The organism is Pantoea sp. X-Soil-MYKO-1289 (assembly GCF_059730625.1).
In genome coordinates this window covers 23,106-41,528 of sequence record NZ_AP036005.1, presented here as the reverse complement: position 1 = coordinate 41,528, position 18,423 = coordinate 23,106, and the positions used below count along the sequence as shown (strand labels likewise).

Below are 18,423 nucleotides of genomic sequence, written 5' to 3'. Positions count from 1 at the left end.
TCAATGAATTTACGCCCGCGTAGCAAAGGCCGTCCTGAAGCCCTAGCGGAGAAAGTCTATCAGGCGCTCAAGCAGGATATTTTTGCCTTCCGCCTGATGCCTGGCGACCGTTTCAGCGAAAACGAAATCGCCGAACGGCTGGAGGTAAGCCGCACGCCGGTGCGCCAGGCGCTGTTCTGGCTGGAGCGCGAGGGCTATGTCGAAGTGTGGTTCCGCAGCGGCTGGCAGGTGAAGCCGTTCGACTTCGAATACTTCGAGGCGCTTTACGATTTCCGCACCGTCATTGAGCGCGAAGCGGTGCGGCGCCTGTGCGCTCTGCCGCCGCTCGCCTGCGCGGAAATGCTCGCCGCCCTGAAGCGCTTCTGGATGGAAGATGCGCGCCTTGAAGAGGGCATCGCGGTGTCGGCTCAGGACGAGGCGTTTCATATGGCGCTGGTGGCGGCGGCCGGCAATAGGGAGATCGCCCGCGTCCACGGCGAGTTAACCGAAAAAATCCGCATTATCCGTCGGCTCGATTTTACGCGCGACGATCGGGTAGAGGCGACCTATAGCGAACACGCTCAGATTTTACGGGCGATATTTCAGCAAAAAACCGAGGAGGCGCAGCGCATTCTGACCGACCACATCGCCGTCAGTAAAGCGGAAGTCAGAAAGATCACATTGCATATGTTACAGCAGGCCCGGCTTCAGGTTACTGAATAATAAAACCATTAAATTTTAGAGGGTTACTGATGAAAAGACGTTCATTGCTCAAGGCTTTCGCGCTCTCCGCCACCGTCGCCAGTCTGGGCTTCACCTTTGGCGCCCAGGCCGCAGAGACCATTAAAGTCGGCATATTATCTTCACTTTCCGGCACCATGGCGATTTCAGAGACGCCGCTTAAAGATATGGCCCTGATGACCATTGACGAGATCAACGCCAGCGGCGGCGTGTTGGGCAAGAAGCTGGAGCCGGTGGTGGTCGATCCCGCCTCCAACTGGCCGCTGTTCGCCGAGAAAGCCCGCCAGCTGCTGACGCAGGATAAAGTCGCCGCGGTGTTTGGCTGCTGGACCTCGGTCTCGCGCAAATCGGTGCTGCCGGTGTTTGAAGAGCTGAACGGCCTGCTGTTCTATCCGGTTCAGTATGAAGGCGAAGAGATGTCGCCGAACGTGTTTTACACCGGCGCCGCGCCTAACCAGCAGGCGATCCCCGCCCTGCAATACCTGATGAGCGAAGATGGCGGCAGCGCTAAACGCTTCTTCCTGCTGGGCACCGATTACGTCTACCCGCGCACCACCAACAAGATCCTGCGCGCCTTCCTGCACAGCAAAGGCATCCAGGATAAAGATATCGAGGAAGTCTACACGCCGTTTGGCTACAGCGACTATCAGACCATCGTCTCCAACATCAAGAAGTTTTCCGCCGGCGGTAAAACCGCGGTGATCTCCACCATCAACGGCGACTCCAACGTGCCCTTCTATAAAGAGCTGGCGAATCAGGGTATTAAAGCCACCGATATTCCGGTTATCGCCTTCTCCGTGGGTGAAGAGGAGCTGCGCGGCATCGATACCAAACCGCTGGTGGGCCAGCTGGCGGCCTGGAACTACTTCGAGTCGGTAGATAACCCCACCAACGCTAAATTCGTCGCCGATTATCGCGCCTATGCCAAAGCGCATAACCTGCCGAACGCAGGCACGGTCGTCACCAACGATCCGATGGAGGCGACCTATGTCGGTCTGCATATGTGGGCGCAGGCGGTAGAGAAAGCGGGCACCACCGACGTAGATAAAGTGCGCGCGGCCATGGCGGGACAAACCTTCAAAGCGCCGGACGGCTTTACCCTGACGATGGATAAAACCAACCACCACCTGCACAAGCCGGTGATGATTGGCGAAGTAGAGGAAAACGGGCAGTTCAACGTGGTGTGGCAGACCGAACAGCCGGTTCGCGCGCAGCCGTGGAGCCCCTATATCGCCGGCAATGACAAAAAGCCCGATTACCCGGTGAAGTCGACGAAATAACATCATGCCCTTCAGGACGCCTGAAGGGCGCTCAGCACTACTCAGAGGGCGGTATTGATGAACGTCAAACCCTTTTTTTGTGCTCTACTGCTGCTGCCCTGGTTCGCTCAGGCGGGAGATGGCGCCGACTTCGCCGCCGCCAGCCGCACCGAACAGGCCACGCTGCTGCAGCAGTGGGCCGCCGCGCCGCAGGCGAGCCGCGTGCCGCTGTTGCAGGCGCTGCGCAATGAAAGCCTGGTCATCGACCAGAAAAAGCAGCCGTTCAGCAAACAGGGCGACACCCTGACTCCGCTCGACAGCGCCCGCCAGCCGAGCGGCGACACCAAAAAGCTGTTTATGAACAACCGGCTGCGCGTGCTGATCGCCAGCGCGCTCGCGGCCCACCAGCTGGTAAGCGACGATGCGGCGATCCGCCTGCGCGCCGCGCAGCAGCTGCAAAACGACGCGGCGGCCGATCAGCTGCCGCTTATGGAAAGGCGCCTCGCCGCAGAGAAGGATGCGCAGGTGCATGCGGCGTTGGCGATGGCGGTCGCCAGCCTGCAGCTTGCCAGCCCGGATGCCGCCCTGCGCCTGAAAGCCGTAACGCTGCTGGGAGAAGGAAGCGATCCCAACGTGCAGGCGCGTCTGGAGCGCCTGACGCAGGCCGGCATCGAACCCGATGCGCAGGTGCGCGCGGCGGCCGCCGCCAGCCTGCAGCAGATCAAACACCGGCTGATGTGGGGCGATCTCTTCGGTCAGGCCTTTACCGGTCTGTCGCTGGGATCGATCCTGCTGCTGGCGGCGCTCGGACTGGCGATCACCTACGGGCTGCTCGGCGTGATCAATATGGCGCATGGCGAAATGCTGATGCTGGGCGCCTACGCCACCTGGGTTGTGCAGCACCTGTTCCAGCAGTTCGCGCCGCAGTGGCTGGCGTGGTATCCGCTGCTGGCGCTGCCGGCGGCGTTTCTGATCACCGCGGGCATCGGCATGCTGCTGGAGCGCGCCATTATTCGTCATCTGTATGGCCGTCCTCTGGAAACCCTGCTCGCCACCTGGGGCATCAGCCTGATGCTGATCCAGCTGGTGCGCATGCTATTTGGCGCGCAGAACCTGGAGGTGGCCAATCCCGGCTGGCTCTCGGGCGGCCTGCAGGTGCTGCCGAATCTGGTCCTGCCCTACAACCGCCTGGCGGTGATCCTGTTTGTGTTTGCCGTGCTCGGCCTTACCTGGCTGCTGCTCAATAAAACGCGCCTCGGGCTGAGCGTGCGCGCCGTGACCCAAAACCGCGCCATGGCCGACTGCTGCGGCGTGCCCACCGGACGCATCGACATGCTGGCATTCGGCCTGGGCTCCGGCATTGCCGGGCTGGGCGGCGTGGCGCTGTCGCAGCTCGGCAACGTCGGCCCGGAGCTTGGCCAGGGCTATATTATCGACTCCTTCCTGGTGGTGGTGCTGGGCGGCGTAGGCCAGCTGGCGGGAACCGTGGCAGCCGCCTTCGGGCTGGGCATTCTTAATAAAGTGCTGGAGCCGCAGATTGGCGCGGTGCTGGGCAAAATCCTTATTCTGGTGCTGATCGTGCTGTTTATTCAGAAGCGTCCGCAGGGCCTGTTTGCCTTTAAAGGGAGGGTAATTGACTGATGAGCCAGCCTTTGACCTTAACCCTGACGCGCAAGACGCCGCGCCTCAGCATTAGCCTGGGAATTCTGATGACCCTGCTGCTGCTGGCGCTGCCGTTCTGCGCGCTGCTGCCCGCCAGCCACCCGCTGGCGATCTCCACCTACACCCTGACGCTGGTGGGGAAAATCCTCTGCTACGCCATCGTCGCCGTGGCGCTCGATTTAGTGTGGGGCTACGCCGGATTGCTGTCGCTCGGGCATGGCCTGTTCTTCGCCCTCGGCGGCTACGCCATGGGCATGTACCTGATGCGCCAGGCCGCGGGCGATGGTCTGCCGGCGTTTATGTCGTTCCTGTCATGGGACGCGCTGCCCTGGTTCTGGGCAGGCACCCAGCATTTTGCCTGGGCGCTCTGTCTGATCGTGCTGGTGCCGGGCCTGCTGGCGCTGGTGTTCGGCTTCTTCGCCTTTCGCTCGAAAATCAAAGGGGTCTATTTCTCCATCATGACGCAGGCGCTGACCTACGCAGGCATGCTGCTGTTCTTCCGTAACGAAACCGGCTTCGGCGGCAACAACGGCTTTACCGGGTTCACGACCCTGCTCGGCTTTAACGTCACCGCGACCGGCACGCGCATCGGGCTGTTTATCGCCACCGTCGCCTTGCTGATCGCCAGTGTCGGTACCGGTTTCGCGCTGGCGCGCAGTAAGTTTGGCCGGGTGCTGACGGCGGTGCGCGATGCAGAGAACCGCCTGATGTTTGTCGGCTACGATCCGCGAGGCTTTAAACTCTTTGTCTGGACGCTCTCGGCGGTGCTGTGCGGTCTGGCTGGCGCGCTCTATGTGCCGCAGGTCGGCATCATCAACCCAGGCGAAATGTCGCCGACCAACTCGATTGAAGCGGCCATCTGGGTGGCGCTGGGCGGCCGCGGCACCCTGATCGGCCCGCTGCTGGGCGCGGGGATCGTCAACGGCGCCAAAAGCTGGTTCACCGTCTCCTTCCCGGAGTATTGGTTATTCTTCCTGGGCCTGATGTTTATCCTCGTGACGCTGCTGCTGCCGCGCGGCGTGATCGGCCTGCTGCGCCGGAGGCATGATGAGTGATACCCCCTTTACCCAACCGCGCCCCACCGATCGCCATCGCGCTCAACGCGACCCGGTGCTTCAGCTGGAGCGGATCAATGTCTCTTTTGATGGCTTTCGTGCCCTCACCGATTTATCGCTGCAGATCGGCGTCGGCGAACTGCGCTGCGTGATCGGCCCCAACGGTGCGGGTAAAACCACGCTGATGGATGTCATCACCGGCAAAACCCGGCCCGATAACGGACGGGTGCTGTATGACCAGGATACCGACCTTACGCGCCTGTCGCCGGTTGAGATCGCCCGGGCCGGCATCGGCCGCAAGTTCCAGAAACCTACGGTGTTTGAAGCGCTAACGGTGTTTGAAAATCTGGAGATCGCGCTGAAAAACGATAAGTCGGTATGGGCAAGCCTGCGGGCGAGGCTCAGCGGCGAACAGCAGGATCGCATCGACGAGGCGTTGAAACTGCTGCGGCTCAGCGGCGAGCGCCAGCGCAAAGCGGGATTGCTGTCCCATGGCCAGAAGCAGTTTCTGGAAATCGGCATGCTGCTGGTGCAGGAGCCGCATCTGCTGCTGCTCGACGAGCCGGCGGCGGGCATGACCGACGCGGAAACCGAGTACACCGCCGAGCTGTTCCGCAGCCTCGCGGGCAAACATTCGCTTATGGTGGTTGAGCACGATATGGGGTTTGTGGAAACCATTGCCGATCATGTCACCGTGCTGCATCAGGGGCAGGTGCTGGCAGAGGGATCGTTACGCGACGTTCAGGCGGACGATCGGGTCATCGACGTTTATCTGGGGCGCTGAAATGCTGCACGTTCACCAACTGAATCAATATTATGGCGGCAGCCATATCCTGCGCGGCCTCTCGTTCGAGGCGAAGCCGGGCGAGATTACCTGCCTGCTGGGACGCAACGGCGTGGGAAAAACCACGCTGCTGAAATGCCTGATGGGGCTGATCCCGGCGAAGTCGGGCGAGATCCGCTGGCACGATAAGGTGATCAACGGCCGGAAACCGCACCAGCGCGTGCAGGCGGGCATCGCTTATGTGCCGCAGGGACGTGAAATTTTTCCGCGCCTGACGGTAGAAGAGAATCTGTTGATGGGCCTGGCGCGCTTCTCCGGCGCGCAGGCCAGAACGGTGCCGGAGGAAATTTATCAGCTTTTTCCCGTGCTGCGCGAGATGAAAACCCGGCGCGGCGGCGATCTCTCAGGCGGACAGCAGCAGCAGCTGGCGATAGGCCGCGCGCTGGCCTGCAAGCCGCAGCTGCTCATCCTGGACGAGCCCACGGAAGGTATTCAACCCTCGGTGATCAAGGAGATCGGCGAGGTTATTCGGCAGCTGGCCGGCAAAGGCGAAATGGCGATTCTGCTGGTGGAGCAGTTTTATGATTTTGCCGCCGAGTTAGCGGACAGCTATCTGGTGATGTCGCGCGGAGAAATTATACAGCGCGGCGCGGGAGCCAATATGGCGGCGGAAGGGGTGAGAAACCTCGTCGCGATTTAACGCCTGCGCAGGCGGGAAATAACGCATCGCCCCCTTTTTCGTGCCAGGCTTACTACGCTTTCATGAAAAAAGGGGAAAAGAGTGAGCAATAAACTGGCTTTAATTACCGGGGCATCAAACGGTATAGGTTTCGAACTGGCGAAGCTTTTCGCTCAACACGATTACGATATTATCGCCGTCGCCAGAAATGAAGAGAAGCTCAGTAACGCCTGTGAGGCGCTGCGCCATTTTGGCGGCAGCGTACAACCTTACGCCGCCGATCTTAGCCGCTATGAAGAGATTGAGGCGCTGAAGCAGAAAGTCGACGGCCTGGGCAGAGATATCGACGCGCTGGTTATCAATGCCGGACAGGGTTTAGGCGGACGCTTTATCGGCGGAACGGCGCTGGAAAAAGAGCTTCAGCTAATCAGGCTGAATGTGGATTCTTATGTCCATCTCTCTAAGATCTTCCTGCCCGACATGATCCAGCGCGGCGGCGGCCACGTGCTGATGACCTCCTCTGTTTCAGGGACGGCGCCCATTCCTTTTGAAGCGATTTATGGCGCATCCAAAGCCTTCGTCAACTCCTTCTTCTGGGCCATCCGCAACGAGCTGAAGGGCAGCGGCCTGAATATGACGTTGCTGATGCCTGGCGCCACCGAAACCAACTTCTTCAAAAATGCGGGCCAGACCGACACCGCCGTAGGCGCCTCGCAGCCGACCAAGCCCAGCGAGGTCGCCGAGCGCGCCTGGTATGCGCTGATGAGCGGTCATGAGTACGTTTACGGCAGCGATGAGGCCGAGCATGAAGGCGACGTGCTTAACCGCCTGCAGAGTGAATCTCAGAAGGCGCAGCGCCACCGCATGATTTCTGAGCCGGGCTCGGCCGGCAAAAAATAATCCTTAGCCTGACAACGCGTGCGCCCTGTGGGGCATCCCCTCTTCGCCTCTACGCCGGCTGCCAGAGGCGCACGCCGTTGCGGCCGTCGCGCTTCACCTGATAGAGCGCGTCGTCGGCGTGGCGCAGCCAGTGATGGATCGACTCCGCCTTGCTGGCGGGCGCGATGCCGATACTCACCGTGCAGGAAAAGTCCGACGACGCGGGCAACCGAAGCTGCGCGATGCGCGTTTTCAGGGTTTGCGCCAGCGCCAGAATCCCGGCATCCTGCGCATCGCGCACGATAACGCAGAGTTCGTCGCCGCCGAAGCGCGCCGGAATATCTTCAATGCCGACGCCGTCGCGCAGCAGCGCGGAGATCTCCGCCAGCAGAAAATCCCCCGCTTCATGGCCATAACTGTCGTTCACCGCTTTGAAATGGTCGACGTCGATTAGCATCAGCCAGGCGGCGCTTTCTCCACGGCGGGTGCGCAGAAATTCGCTCTCCAGGCGACGTTCAAACAGCCGCCGGTTAGGGATCTTCAGCCCTGGATCCATCAGCGCGATACGCTCCAGCTCGCGGTTTTTCAAACGCAGGCTCAGCGTCAGATTATAAGAGACCACGCTTAGCGCCAGCAGATAGAAGGTGGCGAGCGGCAGCGTCAGCCATACCGTGCGCGTGCTGAAGCTCATGTTGACCGGCGCGCCCTCCAGCGCCCAGGTGAGCGCGAAGGCGACCAGAAACGCCTGCAGCGCGGCGATAAGCTGCGCCCAGCCGCCCGCGGCGTAGCGGTCCGCCACCAGAACCGCCATGATCACGAACGACGGCAGCGGGCTAATCGCCATCATCGCCACCCAGATGCCGCCAAAGGCGGCGTCCAGCGTCAGATTGGTGCGTTCGCGTCCGGTGGGATCGTCCGAAGCGAGCGCCAGCCGCCACGCCATCCAGGGCCAGAAAAAGGCGTTGATGAACAGCAGCGCGCAGATGCTCAGGCTTTTTCCCGACTCCATCAATACCGACATAATGGGATAGAAGCAGAGAAGCGTTCCCAGCTGTCGCATAGCAAACATGCGCCTGACGAACCGTGTCGAGCGCAATTTCAGATGTCTGTCATCAGGAGAATAATAATTCATTAAATCAGTGTGAAAAGGCGGGATGGTTGACGCAGTTTATCGGGATTTGATTTAAATCGGTGAGATTTTTTAGGAATTTTCAGCTTGAATTATTCTTAACTACTGATTTGCGCGTTTGCTGTTTATGAAAAGCCTCCTTCAGTCCGGGTTATTCTCTCCGCAGATAACCTTTGCCGCATTCCTTATTACCCCTTTCCGCAGCAGATACTTAGTCTGGTTTCTTTTTTCACCGGGAAATCAAAGATGAAATTATTCGCGCTAACGCTCTGTCTGGCCGCTTTTGCCAGTCAGGCGACGGAAACGCAGTTGGTGGTAGGCGATCAAAAAGGCAACGCGCGCGCCGTGATGGAGGCGGCAGGAGAACTCAGCAATCTGCCCTATGCGGTGAAATGGTATGAATTTCCCAACGCCGCGCCGCTCCTTGAATCACTCAATGCCAGCCACCTTGACGCCGGGCTGGTGGGCGACGGCCCGCTGTCGTTTGCGGTCGCCTCCGGCGCAGCGATCAAAGCCATTCAGGCTTCGCAGTACCTGGGTAACGCCATTATCGTAAAAAAAGGCAGCAGCATAAAAAGCGCCGCCGATCTGAAAGGTAAAAAGATCGCCACGGTTAAAGGATCTTCCGGCCAAAACCTGGTCTTCAACGCGCTCAGCTCAGCGCATCTGCCCGCCGACAGCGTGCAGTTTGTCTTCACCACCCCAGCCGAGGCGACGCTGGCGCTGGATAACGGCGCGGTGGATGCGGTCGCCACCTGGGAGCCCTATGTCTCTTTCGCTATCGCCCAGTCGGGCGCGGTCATCGCGGTGGATGGCGACGCCTTTCCGGTATCCAACTACCTGGTGGCGACCGATCGCGCCATTACCGATAAGCGCGCGGCGCTGCAGGATTTTCGCCAGCGGCTGATCCGCGCGCGCGCATGGGGCGTCGCCCATCCGCAGGCCTATGCGCAAGGCATCGCGACGCTGCTGCGCCTGCCGGATGCGGTAGCGCTGAGCAAAGTGAAGCGCGAGAAACAACGCGCCGGTGGGCGATGTGGCGCTGGTGCAGCAGCGCCAGCAGGCCGCTATCGACACCTTTACCCGCAGCGGCCTGATCAAGCCCGGACTCACCGCCGACGCGGTCATCGACGCCAGCTTTTTTCGTCAGCCTTAAGGAGATGCAGCTATGATGAACATCGCGCTCTATCTTGACGCCGGCATCCATCAGGGCGGCTGGCGTCATCCTGATGCGGTTTCCAGCGGCGGCACCCGCTGGCCGCTGGCCGCTGTTTCGCCGTATCGCCCAGCAGGCGGAGGCCGCAAAGCTCGATATGATTTTCGTCGCCGACAAGCTGGCGATTGACGATATCTACGGCGGCGATCTCAGCGCCACGGTGCGCAGCCGTCCGCAGGGCTGGTCAGAACCGCTGACGCTGCTTGCCGCGCTGGCGGCGGTCACCGATCGCATCGGTCTTGGCGGCACCGTCTCCTCCTCTTATTCGCTGCCCTACACTATCGCGCGCCAGCTGGCGAATATCGACCATATCAGCGGCGGACGTGCGGCGTGGAATCTGGTTACCTCGGTCAGCGACGCCGAAGCGCGCAATTTTGGCCGCGACAGCCACTATTCCCACGCCGAGCGCTACGCCCGTGCAGCGGAGTTCATCAGCCTGGTGAAGAAGCTGTGGGACAGCTTTGACGATAATGCCATGGTGATCGACAAAGCCAACGCCACCTTCGCCAGGCCAGAGGCTTTCCGCTATCTCAACCACCGTGAAACCTTTTTTAACGTGCGCGGGCCGCTTAATATTCCACGCCCGCCGCAGGGCTATCCGGTGACCATTCAGGCTGGCGTGTCGGAGGCGTTTATCGATCTGGCGGCGCAGCACGCCGAAGTGCTGTTCGTGGTGCAGCCGGAACAGCAGCGCGCCCAGCGCTTTTATCAGACGCTGAAAAGCAAGGCGCAGCACTATGGCCGCACGCCGGATCGGCTGCGTATTTTGCCTGGCATGGTGCCGGTGCTGGCGGAGACGCGCGCCGCGGCAGAGGAGAAAGATCGCTACCTTAAGTCGCTGATTACCGCTGAATCGGCGCTGAGCTTTATGTCCGCCAGCATGAATCACGATCTGGCGCAGTATCCGCTCGACGCGCCGGCGCCCGATCTGCGCGACGTCATTACCGGCAGCAAAGGACGCTTCCAGTACGTTATCGCCCAGGCGCTCGAAAGGAGGCTGACGCTGGGCGAAATGGCGATCCGCTATGCCGAAAGCCTGTCGTTTCCCTCGCCGGTCGGCACGCCGGACGACGTGGCGGCGATGATGATCGCGTGGTATCGCAGCGGCGCATGCGACGGCTTTGTGGTACTGCCCGCCTACCTGGAAGCCAGCGGCAACCTTTTTCTCGACGAAGTCGTGCCGCGACTGCAACGCGCCGGCGTGTTCCGCACCGACTATCCGACCGGCACGCTGCGCGATACCCTGGGTCTGGCGCGTCCGGCTAACGGGCTGACGTGAGTTTTTAGAGGAAGTGTAAATCGGCTATCGCCCCTGCTGCTGGCATGTTAAATAAGGCTTTTTTTAGCGGGGGTCTCGCATGTCAGCATACTTACTGGTTTCACTCATGGCGCTCTGCATCGCGCTGGGATTCTTGATCGCTGGCGTAAAGCGCCAGCAGAAAAATCTGCTGACGCGTGCGGGCGTCTATGCCGTGGTGGCCGTGGTGCTGCTTATCCTTGGCCTGGTGATGCATTAGTTAAGCAGTCCGGCATAAATCGCGTAATTCTCCTCATCGAAACAGACGATTATCACCTCTTCCAGCGCTGGATTCTCCGCCAGCGCCTCGCGCATCGCCGCCAGCGCAATGTCAGCCGCCTTTTGCTTTGGAAAACGATAGATACCGGTGCTGATGCTGGGAAACGCGATGGTCCTGATATCGTGCTGCCGCGCCAGCTGAAAGCAGCTCTGATAGGCGCGTTTTAGCAGCTCCGCCTCTTTCTGACTGCCGCCGTTCCAGACCGGACCGACGGTATGGATGACATAGCGCGCAGGCAGTTTGCCTGCGGGGGTGATCACCGCCTCGCCGGTATGGCAGCCGCCCTGCCGGTTGCGAATAACTCTACACGCCTCCAGTATCTCTGGCCCGCCGGCGCGATGGATCGCGCCGTCTACGCCGCCGCCGCCAAGCAGCGAACTGTTTGCCGCGTTAACAATCGCGTCGGCCTCGATTTTGGTGATATCGCCCGCCACCAGCGTGATCTTCTCTGTCATCATTAGCTCCTTATCCTTTTTTCTTAAGTCTAGTCGCGCCGGATAAAGAGCACGCGGGCAAAGCGCGCATTTACTGCGACGGCAGCGAGTAGCGCGACATCGGCGCAATCTGGCCGATAAGCTTGTTGTCCAGCATATAGCGAGCAAAAGCCTGATAGCGCGCCGCGTCAAAACGGCCGGCATCGCTGGCGAACAGCGGCAGCGTCGCCTGCCACGCCTGATGGTTAAGCGGCGTGTTCAGCTCCGGGTAAGCGCGGATAAACGCCTGCCAGACCGCGTCCGGATGGGCGCGCAGGTAGGCGACACCCTCGTTCAGCGCATGCAAAAACTTAGCAATACGCGGGTCGGTCGCCGCGGTTCCGGCGTTCGCCAGCAGGATCAGTTCGTCATAGGCGGGCACGCCGTGATCTTCCGGTTTGAACGTCAGGGTTTCCGCGCCCTGCTGCTTAAGCTCCAGCAGCTCATAGTTGCGATAAATGGTCATCGCGCCGCTGATTTTATGGCTCAGCAGCGCCGAGGCGGCGTCCATATTGAGGTTGATTAGCTTCACTTTATCGACGTCCACGCCTGCGGATCGGAGCATGGTCTGGATGGCGACATCCTCAAACCCTGGAATAGCGTAGCCGAGGGTTTTGCCCTCGAAATCTTTCAGCCGGTGGATATCGCTGCTTTTCAGCGCGGTCAGGGTGTTGAGCGGCTGGCCGATCAGCGTACCGACGCGGATCGCCGGCACCCCTTTATCCACCAGCGTATAGAGCTGAGGCTGATAGCCTACGGCGAGATCGGCCTTGCCTGCCGCCAGCAGCAGCGGCACCGAGGCGGAGTCCGCCGGCGCGATCATCTCGACCTCCAGCCCCTGACGCGCAAAGGCGCCGCTCTCTTTTGCCGCGAAGATCGCCGCATGGTTGGGGTTAACGAACCAGTCGAGCAGCAGGCGCACCTTCTGCGCCGCCTGCGCGGGCGCGGCGGCCGCCATCAGCAGCGCCGCCAGCATCAGCATTATTTTTTTCACGATTATTCCTTATGCAGAGTAGAGAAAGCGGCGGCGCAGCAGCGCGACCCCGCCCGATAACAGCAGCGCCAGCAGCATTAACAGCGCCAGCGCGGCGAAACTGAGCGGCGTTTCCAGCCGCGCGCTGGCATGCATCATCAGATAGCCGAGCCCTTCGCTGGCGCCGACCCATTCGCCGATCACCACGCCGACCGGCGCGAGGATCGCCGCCATTTGCAGGCCGGAAAAGAAGTGCGGCAGCGCGGCGGGCCAGCGCACATGCAGGAACAGCCGCAGCCGCGAGCGGTTCATGGTTTGCGCCAGCTCCAGCCAGCCGGGCGGCGTGCGGCAGAGCCCGTCGAACAGCGACAGGCAGAGCGGGAAAAAAACGATCAGCGCCGCGACCGCCACTTTAGAGGCGATGCCGAAGCCGAGCCACAGCACCAGCAGCGGCGCCAGCGCGAACACGGGAATGGTCTGGCTGGCGGCGACCAGCGGAAACAGCAGGCGCCGCAGCAGCGAACTGGCGGCCATCGCTATCGCCAGCGTGACGCCCGCGCCGCCGCCCAGCAGCAGCGCCAGCGCGATCTCGCCGAGCGTATAGCAGGCGTGATGGATCAGCAGGGCGTGCTGTTGCAGCAGCGCCTGCCCTACCGCTGCTGGAGCGGGCAGCAGAAACGCGGGCACGCCGCCGTAGCGCGCCAGTTGCCACGCGCCGACGACGATCGCCAGCAGCCAGAGCAGGCTTAACAGGCGCTTAATCATGACTGAGCAACTGAAAGAGCCGGCTTTGCGCCTGCAGGACCGCCGCTGTCTGCGCCGCGCGCGGCACCTCGCCGTCGGGCGCGGGCAGGTCGCGGACGCGCAGCGGCGCATCCTCCAGCAGATAGATATCATGCGCCAGGCGGCACGCCTCGAGCGGATCGTGCGTGACCAGCAGCAGGGTTTTGCCGCGCAGCAGCCCGGCGGTCAGGCTTTGCAGCCGCAGCCGGGTCATGACGTCGAGAGCGGCGAACGGCTCATCCATCAGCACCACCGGGCGATCCTGATAGAGGGTGCGCGCCAGCGCGACGCGCTGCCGCATGCCGCCGGAGAGCGAATCGGGCCGCGCCTCCCCCAGCCCGGCGAGTTCGACCTGCGCCAGCAGCGCCTCGGCGCGCCTGGCGTCGGGCCGCTGGCCGCTGAGCCGCGCGCTGAGCATGACGTTGTCGCGCACCGACAGCCAGGGATAGAGATCGTCGCGCTGTCCCATCCAGGCGACCTGCTGCGACAGCGCGCCCGGCAGCGAGCTGCTGATGTGGCCCTGCTGCGGCGTTGACAGCCCCGCCGCCAGCCGCAGCAGCGTGCTCTTGCCCGCGCCGCTGCGGCCCAGCAGGGCGCTGGTTTTGCCGCCGCGCAGCCGCAGGCTGAAGCGCGCGCAGAGAGGCTTGCTCTCCCAGCCGAAGGTGACGTCGTCAAAGAGAATGTCGGGGCCGTGTGACCTCAGGCTCATGGCTGGTTCGCCGCGATAATCGCCAGCCGTTCGACGCCGCGCTGCGCCAGCGTGTCGGCCGCCTTCGCCGCGCGAATGCCGCTGGCGCAGACCAGCACCACGCGCCGATCGGCGGGCGGCTGCCACGCGGCTATCGCGTCGGGCAGCAGACGCTCGACCTGCGCCGCCACGCTGTGCGGCGCTTCCGCCAGGCTGCGCAGCTCGACGATACAGTCGTCGGCGCGCAGCAGATCGCGATCGATAAAGGGAATGGCGGGCTGCGCCGGCTCCTGCGCGTCGTCAAAGCGAAAGGCGCGGAAGTGCCACTGGCTGAAGTCGCAGTTTATCAGGCTGCCGAGCGGCGACGGCGTGTGCCCCAGCAGCACGCTGAGCGCCATCTGCGCCTGCATCGCGCCCAGCGTCGCCACCGCCGGTCCCATCACGCCCGCGGTGTCGCAGCTGGCGGCGGAGGCGGGCAGCCGGGGAAACAGCGCGCGATAGCCCGGCGCGCCGCCGCAAAAGCCGCCGACATAGCCCTGTCGGCCGAGCACCGAGGCGCTGATCAACGGGATATTGCGCGGCCGGCAGGCGTCGGAGAGCGTATAGGTCACGGCGAAGCTGTCCGCTGCGTCGATCGCCAGATCCACCTGCGACAGCGCCTGCTCGACCGTACTGGCGCGCAGCGCCTGCTGCCGCGCCTCGGTAACGCAGTCGCGGTTGCGCGCGGCCAGCGCGCGCGCGGCGCAAAGCGCCTTCGGCTGGCCGACATCCTCCTCTGTGTAGAGCGTCTGGCGATGCAGATTGTGCAGCGCCACCCGATCCGCGTCCATAATGCGCAGATAGCCGACACCCGCGCCCGCCAGCAGCGGCAACAGCGTCGATCCCAGCCCGCCCGCGCCGACCACCAGCACGCGCGCGGCGCGCAGCCGCCTCTGTCCCGCCTCGCCGATTTCCGGCAGCATCTGCTGCCGCTGATAACGATTCATCATCTTGCCCCGTTAGCTGAACTGCGCCAGGCCGAACACCGGCGTCGACGCGGCGGCCATATCGCGCCGCTCCATCAGGCCCGCCTGATGCGCCTGATGCCCCACGCGGATCGCGCCTGCGAAGGCGCCCGCCATCGCCGCCGGATCCTGCGCTTTCGCCACCGCGGTGTTGAGCAGAATGGCGTCGAACCCCATCTCCATCGCCTGCGCCGCCTGGCTCGGCGCGCCGATACCGGCGTCAATCACCAGCGGCACCCCTTTAAACCAGGCGCGGAAGCTGCGCAGCCCTTCGATATTGCGCAGCCCCTGGCCTGATCCGATGGGCGCGCCCCAGGGCATCAGCACTTCGCAGCCCGCCTCCAGCAGCTTTTCGCCGACGATGAGATCCTCGGTGGTATAGGGAAAGACCTGGAAGCCGTCGGCGCAGAGAATGCGCGCCGCTTCCACCAGCGCAAAGGGATCGGGCTGCAGCGTGTCGGCGTTGCCGATCACCTCCAGCTTTATCCAGGGCGTGTCGAAGAGTTCGCGCGCCATATGCGCCGTGGTCACCGCCTCTTTCACGCTGTGACAGCCGGCGGTGTTGGGCAGCACGCGACGGTTGAGCTGGCTGAGCAGCTCGCGAAACGCGCCGCCCTGGCTGCCTTCGCGCCGCAGGCTGACGGTGATGATCTCCGCCTCCGCGGCGCAGATCGCCTGCTGCAAAATCTCGGGCGACGGATAGCCTGCGGTGCCGAGCAGAAAACGCGAACGGGGAACAAAACCGTAAAACATGGTTTAGCCTCCCTGCATCGGCGACAGCACTTCCAGACGGCATCCCGCCTCCAGCCGCTGGCTTTCATACTGCGCGCGCGGCAAGAACTCACCGTTAAAGGCGCTGGCGACGCAGGCGGCGTCGATCTGCCGCTCCTGCAGCAGCGCGGCGACCGTCGCCGCCTCGGTTTCCACTCTCTGACCGTTAAGTTCGATTTGCATCATTCGACTCCTGACTAAGCAGTTGCATAAGCTGCTGCGCCATGGCGGGCGCGAGCAAAAAACCGTGACGATACATGCCGTTAAGGGAGAAAACCCCGTCTTGATAGCGTACTTCCGGCAGGTTATGGCGATAGGCGGGCCGCCTTCCCGTGCCGCTCTCGACGATGCGCGCTTCGGCCAGCGCCGGATGGATGCTCCAGGCGGCGCTGAGCAGCTCCATCATGGCGCGAGCGCTGATCGCACTGGCGTCGTCGCTCTCGACCATGGTGGCGCCGAGCATAAACAGGCCGTCGGCGCGCGGCACCAGATAGCAGGGAAAGCGCGGATGCAGCAGCCGGATCGGACGGGAGAAGTGGAGTTCATCGCACTGCAGGATCAGCATCTCACCGCGAACCGCGCGCAGGTCAGGCTGGCGATCGGCGGCGTGAATGCCGCGGCAGTCGATCACCGTGCCGCCTGGTTTGCCGCGGTGAAAAACGACGCCGCGCGCTTCCAGGCTGGCGCGCAGCTGGCGCATGGCGTCGCGCGGATTAAGATGCGCTTCATCAGGGAAAAACAGGCCGCGCGCAAAGCGCCCTGCGAGTTCAGGCTCAAGCTGCGCGGGATCGCGCCAATGATGCTGCCGCGTCATGCGCGCGAAGCGCGTCAGCTCCGCGGCGTCACGCGGCATGGCCACCACCAGCGTGCCCTGACGCGCGACGCCCTCGACCCGCTGCGCCCACCAGCCGGCGGCGCGCTGCCCCAGCTCGATAACCTGTTCAGGGGCGCTCTCCCCTTCGCAAAAGGGCGCCAGCATGCCGCCCGCCCAGTGCGACGCGGGCGTCTCGTCGCTGACGATCACCTCTGGCGTTTCGCCCTGTTCGGCCAGCAGCGTAGCGACGCACAAGCCGGCGACGCCGCTGCCGATGACCGACCAGCGGCTCATGGCGCGCACCTGACAGAGAAAGTGGTTTGAAAAAGAGTCATGTTCACGCAGGCCTCGATGTTGACGACCCGTGATACATGAAGGGAAAAAGCATGAGCAGGCTCACGCGGCAGGCATCTCATCCAGGCAAAAAACAATGAGATACGAGTCTTCCTACGCCAGTATCAACTGGGTCAGGTTCAAAGGGTCGCTAAACCGCGCGCTGCGCTATTAGCCTCTCAGTCTCTCTGGCGAGACTCCCCCGACGGTCATTAGTTGTAGGGCAACTGCCTGCCCGACGTCAAGTACGGCGTGTTAATCCGGCGTTAAATCGGCGGTTTCGCTGCGGGCGGTCAGCGCTGATGCCGCGGCCCGTCGCCGCTGCCGACGCTCGCTCAAAACCGCGTAAATGCCGGCGAACGCGACGAGACTGGCGCCGATCAGGGTGAGTTTCTCGGGCAAGGCGCCGAGAAAAATCAGGCCGATAATCACCGACCAGAGCAGCGAGCTGTAATCGAATGGGGCGAGCAGCGAGGCATCGGCGTAGCGCAGGCTCAGCGTCAGCAAAATTTGCGTCAGTCCGCCGCACAGTCCGCACCCCAGCAGCAAAAGCAGCTGCTCGCCCTGCGGCAGGCGCCAGCCGAACGGCAGCGTCAGCAGCGAGGTCGCGCCCGTCATGGCGGTAAACCAGAAGGCGATCGCGCCCGGCTTCTCTTTCCCGCTCAGATAGCGGATCTGAATCAGCGCGCCTGCCGTGCAGAGCGCAGAGAGCAGCGCCAGCAGGACGCCGACGGAAGAGGCCAGGCTGGCTACCGTGAGCCTGGGCGGGCCGCTGAGCGACAGATGACCCGAGAGCATAATGACGATCCCCGCGAAACCGGCCGCTACCGACAGCCAGCGATTCAGCCGCACCCTTTCGCGCAGCACCACGGCGGCAAGCAGCACGGTAAACAGCGGCGCGGCGTAGTTGATAGCGGTGGCGTCGGTCAGGGAGATATAAATCAGCGACAGATAGCTGAGGTACATGCTGCAGGTGCCCGCCAGGCCGCGGCCGATATGCCCTTTCACATTGCGGGTTTTGATGCCCTGAATAATGCCGCCCTGAAAGGTCAGCCATAGCAGCAGCGGCATAACGCCCACCAGCGAACGGAAGAAGATCACTTCTCCCACCGGCAGCGCGCCCTCCAGACCTTTTACGCAGGCCAGCATCAGCGTCGAGCTAAGGGTCGCCATAATTTTGAGTGAAATTCCCGTCGACGCGCTCACGTCGCGCTCCTTATTTACCGATTGCAGAAAGTGAGCGTTAAGGGTAACGCAGATGCGCGGCGCGGGCGGTGGGAAACCACAGCAAATACAGCGTATTCTGCCTTTATGAGCCAGGCGCGCAGCACAAATATGCGTCTGATTTTTGCGCCCTTGCGACGCGAACGCTGAAGAAATTTATTTCCCGCTTTGCTTAGCCTGGATGAATATAATTTATCGCCCGGCCCTGGTGCTCATCGCGCATCAGCCAAAGCGGCGACGCGATAAAAACAAGGCCAGTATAAAGCGAAATAAAAACGCGCCGGAAAAAGCAGATATAATATTCAAATTATTGGTACAGAACGATTTTTATGCACGACCGCCGCCAGGGAAGAGTAACAACCTCAATCAAGCTCAGGTTATATAAATTGTTTAGTAAACC

20 protein-coding genes and 1 riboswitch are annotated in these 18,423 nt (G+C 62.3%); of the genes, 10 read left to right on the top strand and 10 right to left on the bottom strand.

The features are described from left to right. Positions 1 to 3 precede the first annotated feature (3 nt). The 7 genes from AC6I7Z_RS19610 (at position 4) to AC6I7Z_RS19580 (ending at position 7,059) form a co-directional block, all read left to right on the top strand. Entirely contained in the window at positions 4 to 702 is a 699-nt protein-coding gene (locus AC6I7Z_RS19610; protein WP_497815507.1) for a GntR family transcriptional regulator, read from the top strand. Positions 703 to 731: 29 nt separating this feature from the next. After that, entirely contained in the window at positions 732 to 2,000 is a 1,269-nt protein-coding gene (urtA, locus tag AC6I7Z_RS19605; RefSeq protein WP_497815506.1) for an urea ABC transporter substrate-binding protein, read from the top strand. A gap of 57 nt (positions 2,001 to 2,057) precedes the next feature. Then, positions 2,058 to 3,620: an urea ABC transporter permease subunit UrtB gene (gene urtB, locus AC6I7Z_RS19600; RefSeq protein WP_497815505.1), complete on the top strand. Its 1,563-nt coding sequence runs from the start codon at positions 2,058 to 2,060 to the stop codon at positions 3,618 to 3,620. Further along, positions 3,620 to 4,696, top strand: coding sequence for an urea ABC transporter permease subunit UrtC (urtC, locus tag AC6I7Z_RS19595; protein ID WP_497815504.1), 1,077 nt, complete (start codon positions 3,620 to 3,622; stop codon positions 4,694 to 4,696). Before urtB ends, urtC begins: the two co-directional genes overlap by 1 nt. Next, complete coding sequence (gene urtD / locus AC6I7Z_RS19590; RefSeq protein WP_497815503.1) at positions 4,689 to 5,480, top strand: urea ABC transporter ATP-binding protein UrtD; 792 nt, start codon at positions 4,689 to 4,691, stop codon at positions 5,478 to 5,480. Before urtC ends, urtD begins: the two co-directional genes overlap by 8 nt. 1 nt (position 5,481) lies before the next feature. Beyond that, entirely contained in the window at positions 5,482 to 6,180 is a 699-nt protein-coding gene (urtE, locus tag AC6I7Z_RS19585; protein ID WP_497815502.1) for an urea ABC transporter ATP-binding subunit UrtE, read from the top strand. An 81-nt stretch (positions 6,181 to 6,261) separates the two neighbouring features. Next, entirely contained in the window at positions 6,262 to 7,059 is a 798-nt protein-coding gene (locus tag AC6I7Z_RS19580; protein WP_497815501.1) for an SDR family NAD(P)-dependent oxidoreductase, read from the top strand. A gap of 49 nt (positions 7,060 to 7,108) precedes the next feature. Here the strand turns inward: AC6I7Z_RS19580 and AC6I7Z_RS19575 are convergent, their stop codons facing one another. Then, positions 7,109 to 8,170, bottom strand: coding sequence for a diguanylate cyclase (locus AC6I7Z_RS19575; protein ID WP_497815500.1), 1,062 nt, complete (start codon positions 8,168 to 8,170; stop codon positions 7,109 to 7,111). Positions 8,171 to 8,413: 243 nt separating this feature from the next. On the opposite strand from AC6I7Z_RS19575, the gene AC6I7Z_RS19570 reads away from it, so the two are divergent. The 3 genes from AC6I7Z_RS19570 to AC6I7Z_RS19560 all read left to right on the top strand — a co-directional run bounded on the left by AC6I7Z_RS19570 (position 8,414) and on the right by AC6I7Z_RS19560 (position 10,900). Continuing rightward, positions 8,414 to 9,361 (top strand): ABC transporter substrate-binding protein, encoded by a 948-nt coding sequence (locus tag AC6I7Z_RS19570; RefSeq protein ID WP_497815499.1) that lies wholly within the window; start codon positions 8,414 to 8,416, stop codon positions 9,359 to 9,361. A 35-nt stretch (positions 9,362 to 9,396) separates the two neighbouring features. Next, positions 9,397 to 10,662 (top strand): NtaA/DmoA family FMN-dependent monooxygenase, encoded by a 1,266-nt coding sequence (locus AC6I7Z_RS19565; RefSeq protein WP_497815498.1) that lies wholly within the window; start codon positions 9,397 to 9,399, stop codon positions 10,660 to 10,662. A gap of 79 nt (positions 10,663 to 10,741) precedes the next feature. After that, positions 10,742 to 10,900 (top strand): hypothetical protein, encoded by a 159-nt coding sequence (locus tag AC6I7Z_RS19560; RefSeq protein WP_497815497.1) that lies wholly within the window; start codon positions 10,742 to 10,744, stop codon positions 10,898 to 10,900. Here AC6I7Z_RS19560 and AC6I7Z_RS19555 read toward each other — a convergent pair. From AC6I7Z_RS19555 to AC6I7Z_RS19515, 9 genes are all read right to left on the bottom strand, one after another. After that, positions 10,897 to 11,418 (bottom strand): O-acetyl-ADP-ribose deacetylase, encoded by a 522-nt coding sequence (locus AC6I7Z_RS19555; RefSeq protein WP_497815496.1) that lies wholly within the window; start codon positions 11,416 to 11,418, stop codon positions 10,897 to 10,899. The two genes, AC6I7Z_RS19560 and AC6I7Z_RS19555, sit on opposite strands and share 4 nt — an antisense overlap. 67 nt (positions 11,419 to 11,485) lie before the next feature. After that, complete coding sequence (locus tag AC6I7Z_RS19550) at positions 11,486 to 12,415, bottom strand: ABC transporter substrate-binding protein (protein WP_497815901.1); 930 nt, start codon at positions 12,413 to 12,415, stop codon at positions 11,486 to 11,488. Between the two features lie 21 nt (positions 12,416 to 12,436). Continuing rightward, positions 12,437 to 13,171, bottom strand: a complete 735-nt coding sequence (locus AC6I7Z_RS19545) for an ABC transporter permease (RefSeq protein WP_497815495.1) — start codon at positions 13,169 to 13,171, stop codon at positions 12,437 to 12,439. Then, positions 13,164 to 13,898: an ABC transporter ATP-binding protein gene (locus AC6I7Z_RS19540; RefSeq protein ID WP_497815494.1), complete on the bottom strand. Its 735-nt coding sequence runs from the start codon at positions 13,896 to 13,898 to the stop codon at positions 13,164 to 13,166. Before AC6I7Z_RS19540 ends, AC6I7Z_RS19545 begins: the two co-directional genes overlap by 8 nt. Next, positions 13,895 to 14,863, bottom strand: a complete 969-nt coding sequence (locus AC6I7Z_RS19535; RefSeq protein WP_497815900.1) for a ThiF family adenylyltransferase — start codon at positions 14,861 to 14,863, stop codon at positions 13,895 to 13,897. The genes AC6I7Z_RS19540 and AC6I7Z_RS19535 overlap by 4 nt, the downstream gene beginning before the upstream one ends. A gap of 12 nt (positions 14,864 to 14,875) precedes the next feature. After that, positions 14,876 to 15,634: a thiazole synthase gene (locus AC6I7Z_RS19530; protein WP_497815493.1), complete on the bottom strand. Its 759-nt coding sequence runs from the start codon at positions 15,632 to 15,634 to the stop codon at positions 14,876 to 14,878. Between the two features lie 3 nt (positions 15,635 to 15,637). Then, a complete protein-coding gene (thiS, locus tag AC6I7Z_RS19525) occupies positions 15,638 to 15,835 on the bottom strand; it encodes a sulfur carrier protein ThiS (RefSeq protein WP_033748282.1) in 198 nt (65 codons plus the stop codon). Further along, positions 15,819 to 16,760 (bottom strand): FAD-dependent oxidoreductase, encoded by a 942-nt coding sequence (locus tag AC6I7Z_RS19520; RefSeq protein ID WP_497815492.1) that lies wholly within the window; start codon positions 16,758 to 16,760, stop codon positions 15,819 to 15,821. The genes thiS and AC6I7Z_RS19520 overlap by 17 nt, the downstream gene beginning before the upstream one ends. A gap of 133 nt (positions 16,761 to 16,893) precedes the next feature. Continuing rightward, positions 16,894 to 17,013, bottom strand: a riboswitch (TPP riboswitch). 41 nt (positions 17,014 to 17,054) lie between these two features. Continuing rightward, positions 17,055 to 18,005 carry a DMT family transporter gene (locus tag AC6I7Z_RS19515; protein WP_497815491.1) on the bottom strand — a complete coding sequence of 317 codons (951 nt, stop codon included), beginning with the start codon at positions 18,003 to 18,005 and terminating at the stop codon, positions 17,055 to 17,057. Positions 18,006 to 18,423: the final 418 nt, after the last annotated feature.

What these genes read in the sequence shown, in the direction of transcription:
- AC6I7Z_RS19545 (WP_497815495.1), bottom strand. Translation starts at nt 13,171, where the DNA reads ATGATTAAGCGCCTGTTAAGCCTGCTCTGGCTGCTGGCGATCGTCGTC.
- AC6I7Z_RS19520 (WP_497815492.1), bottom strand. Translation starts at nt 16,760, where the DNA reads ATGAGCCGCTGGTCGGTCATCGGCAGCGGCGTCGCCGGCTTGTGCGTC.
- urtA (WP_497815506.1), top strand. Translation starts at nt 732, where the DNA reads ATGAAAAGACGTTCATTGCTCAAGGCTTTCGCGCTCTCCGCCACCGTC.
- AC6I7Z_RS19540 (WP_497815494.1), bottom strand. Translation starts at nt 13,898, where the DNA reads ATGAGCCTGAGGTCACACGGCCCCGACATTCTCTTTGACGACGTCACC.
- AC6I7Z_RS19575 (WP_497815500.1), bottom strand. Translation starts at nt 8,170, where the DNA reads ATGAATTATTATTCTCCTGATGACAGACATCTGAAATTGCGCTCGACA.
- AC6I7Z_RS19555 (WP_497815496.1), bottom strand. Translation starts at nt 11,418, where the DNA reads ATGATGACAGAGAAGATCACGCTGGTGGCGGGCGATATCACCAAAATC.
- urtB (WP_497815505.1), top strand. Translation starts at nt 2,058, where the DNA reads ATGAACGTCAAACCCTTTTTTTGTGCTCTACTGCTGCTGCCCTGGTTC.
- urtD (WP_497815503.1), top strand. Translation starts at nt 4,689, where the DNA reads ATGAGTGATACCCCCTTTACCCAACCGCGCCCCACCGATCGCCATCGC.
- AC6I7Z_RS19550 (WP_497815901.1), bottom strand. Translation starts at nt 12,415, where the DNA reads ATGCTGATGCTGGCGGCGCTGCTGATGGCGGCCGCCGCGCCCGCGCAG.
- AC6I7Z_RS19530 (WP_497815493.1), bottom strand. Translation starts at nt 15,634, where the DNA reads ATGTTTTACGGTTTTGTTCCCCGTTCGCGTTTTCTGCTCGGCACCGCA.
- urtC (WP_497815504.1), top strand. Translation starts at nt 3,620, where the DNA reads ATGAGCCAGCCTTTGACCTTAACCCTGACGCGCAAGACGCCGCGCCTC.
- AC6I7Z_RS19560 (WP_497815497.1), top strand. Translation starts at nt 10,742, where the DNA reads ATGTCAGCATACTTACTGGTTTCACTCATGGCGCTCTGCATCGCGCTG.
- AC6I7Z_RS19565 (WP_497815498.1), top strand. Translation starts at nt 9,397, where the DNA reads ATGCGGTTTCCAGCGGCGGCACCCGCTGGCCGCTGGCCGCTGTTTCGC.
- urtE (WP_497815502.1), top strand. Translation starts at nt 5,482, where the DNA reads ATGCTGCACGTTCACCAACTGAATCAATATTATGGCGGCAGCCATATC.
- thiS (WP_033748282.1), bottom strand. Translation starts at nt 15,835, where the DNA reads ATGCAAATCGAACTTAACGGTCAGAGAGTGGAAACCGAGGCGGCGACG.
- AC6I7Z_RS19610 (WP_497815507.1), top strand. Translation starts at nt 4, where the DNA reads ATGAATTTACGCCCGCGTAGCAAAGGCCGTCCTGAAGCCCTAGCGGAG.
- AC6I7Z_RS19570 (WP_497815499.1), top strand. Translation starts at nt 8,414, where the DNA reads ATGAAATTATTCGCGCTAACGCTCTGTCTGGCCGCTTTTGCCAGTCAG.
- AC6I7Z_RS19535 (WP_497815900.1), bottom strand. Translation starts at nt 14,863, where the DNA reads ATGAATCGTTATCAGCGGCAGCAGATGCTGCCGGAAATCGGCGAGGCG.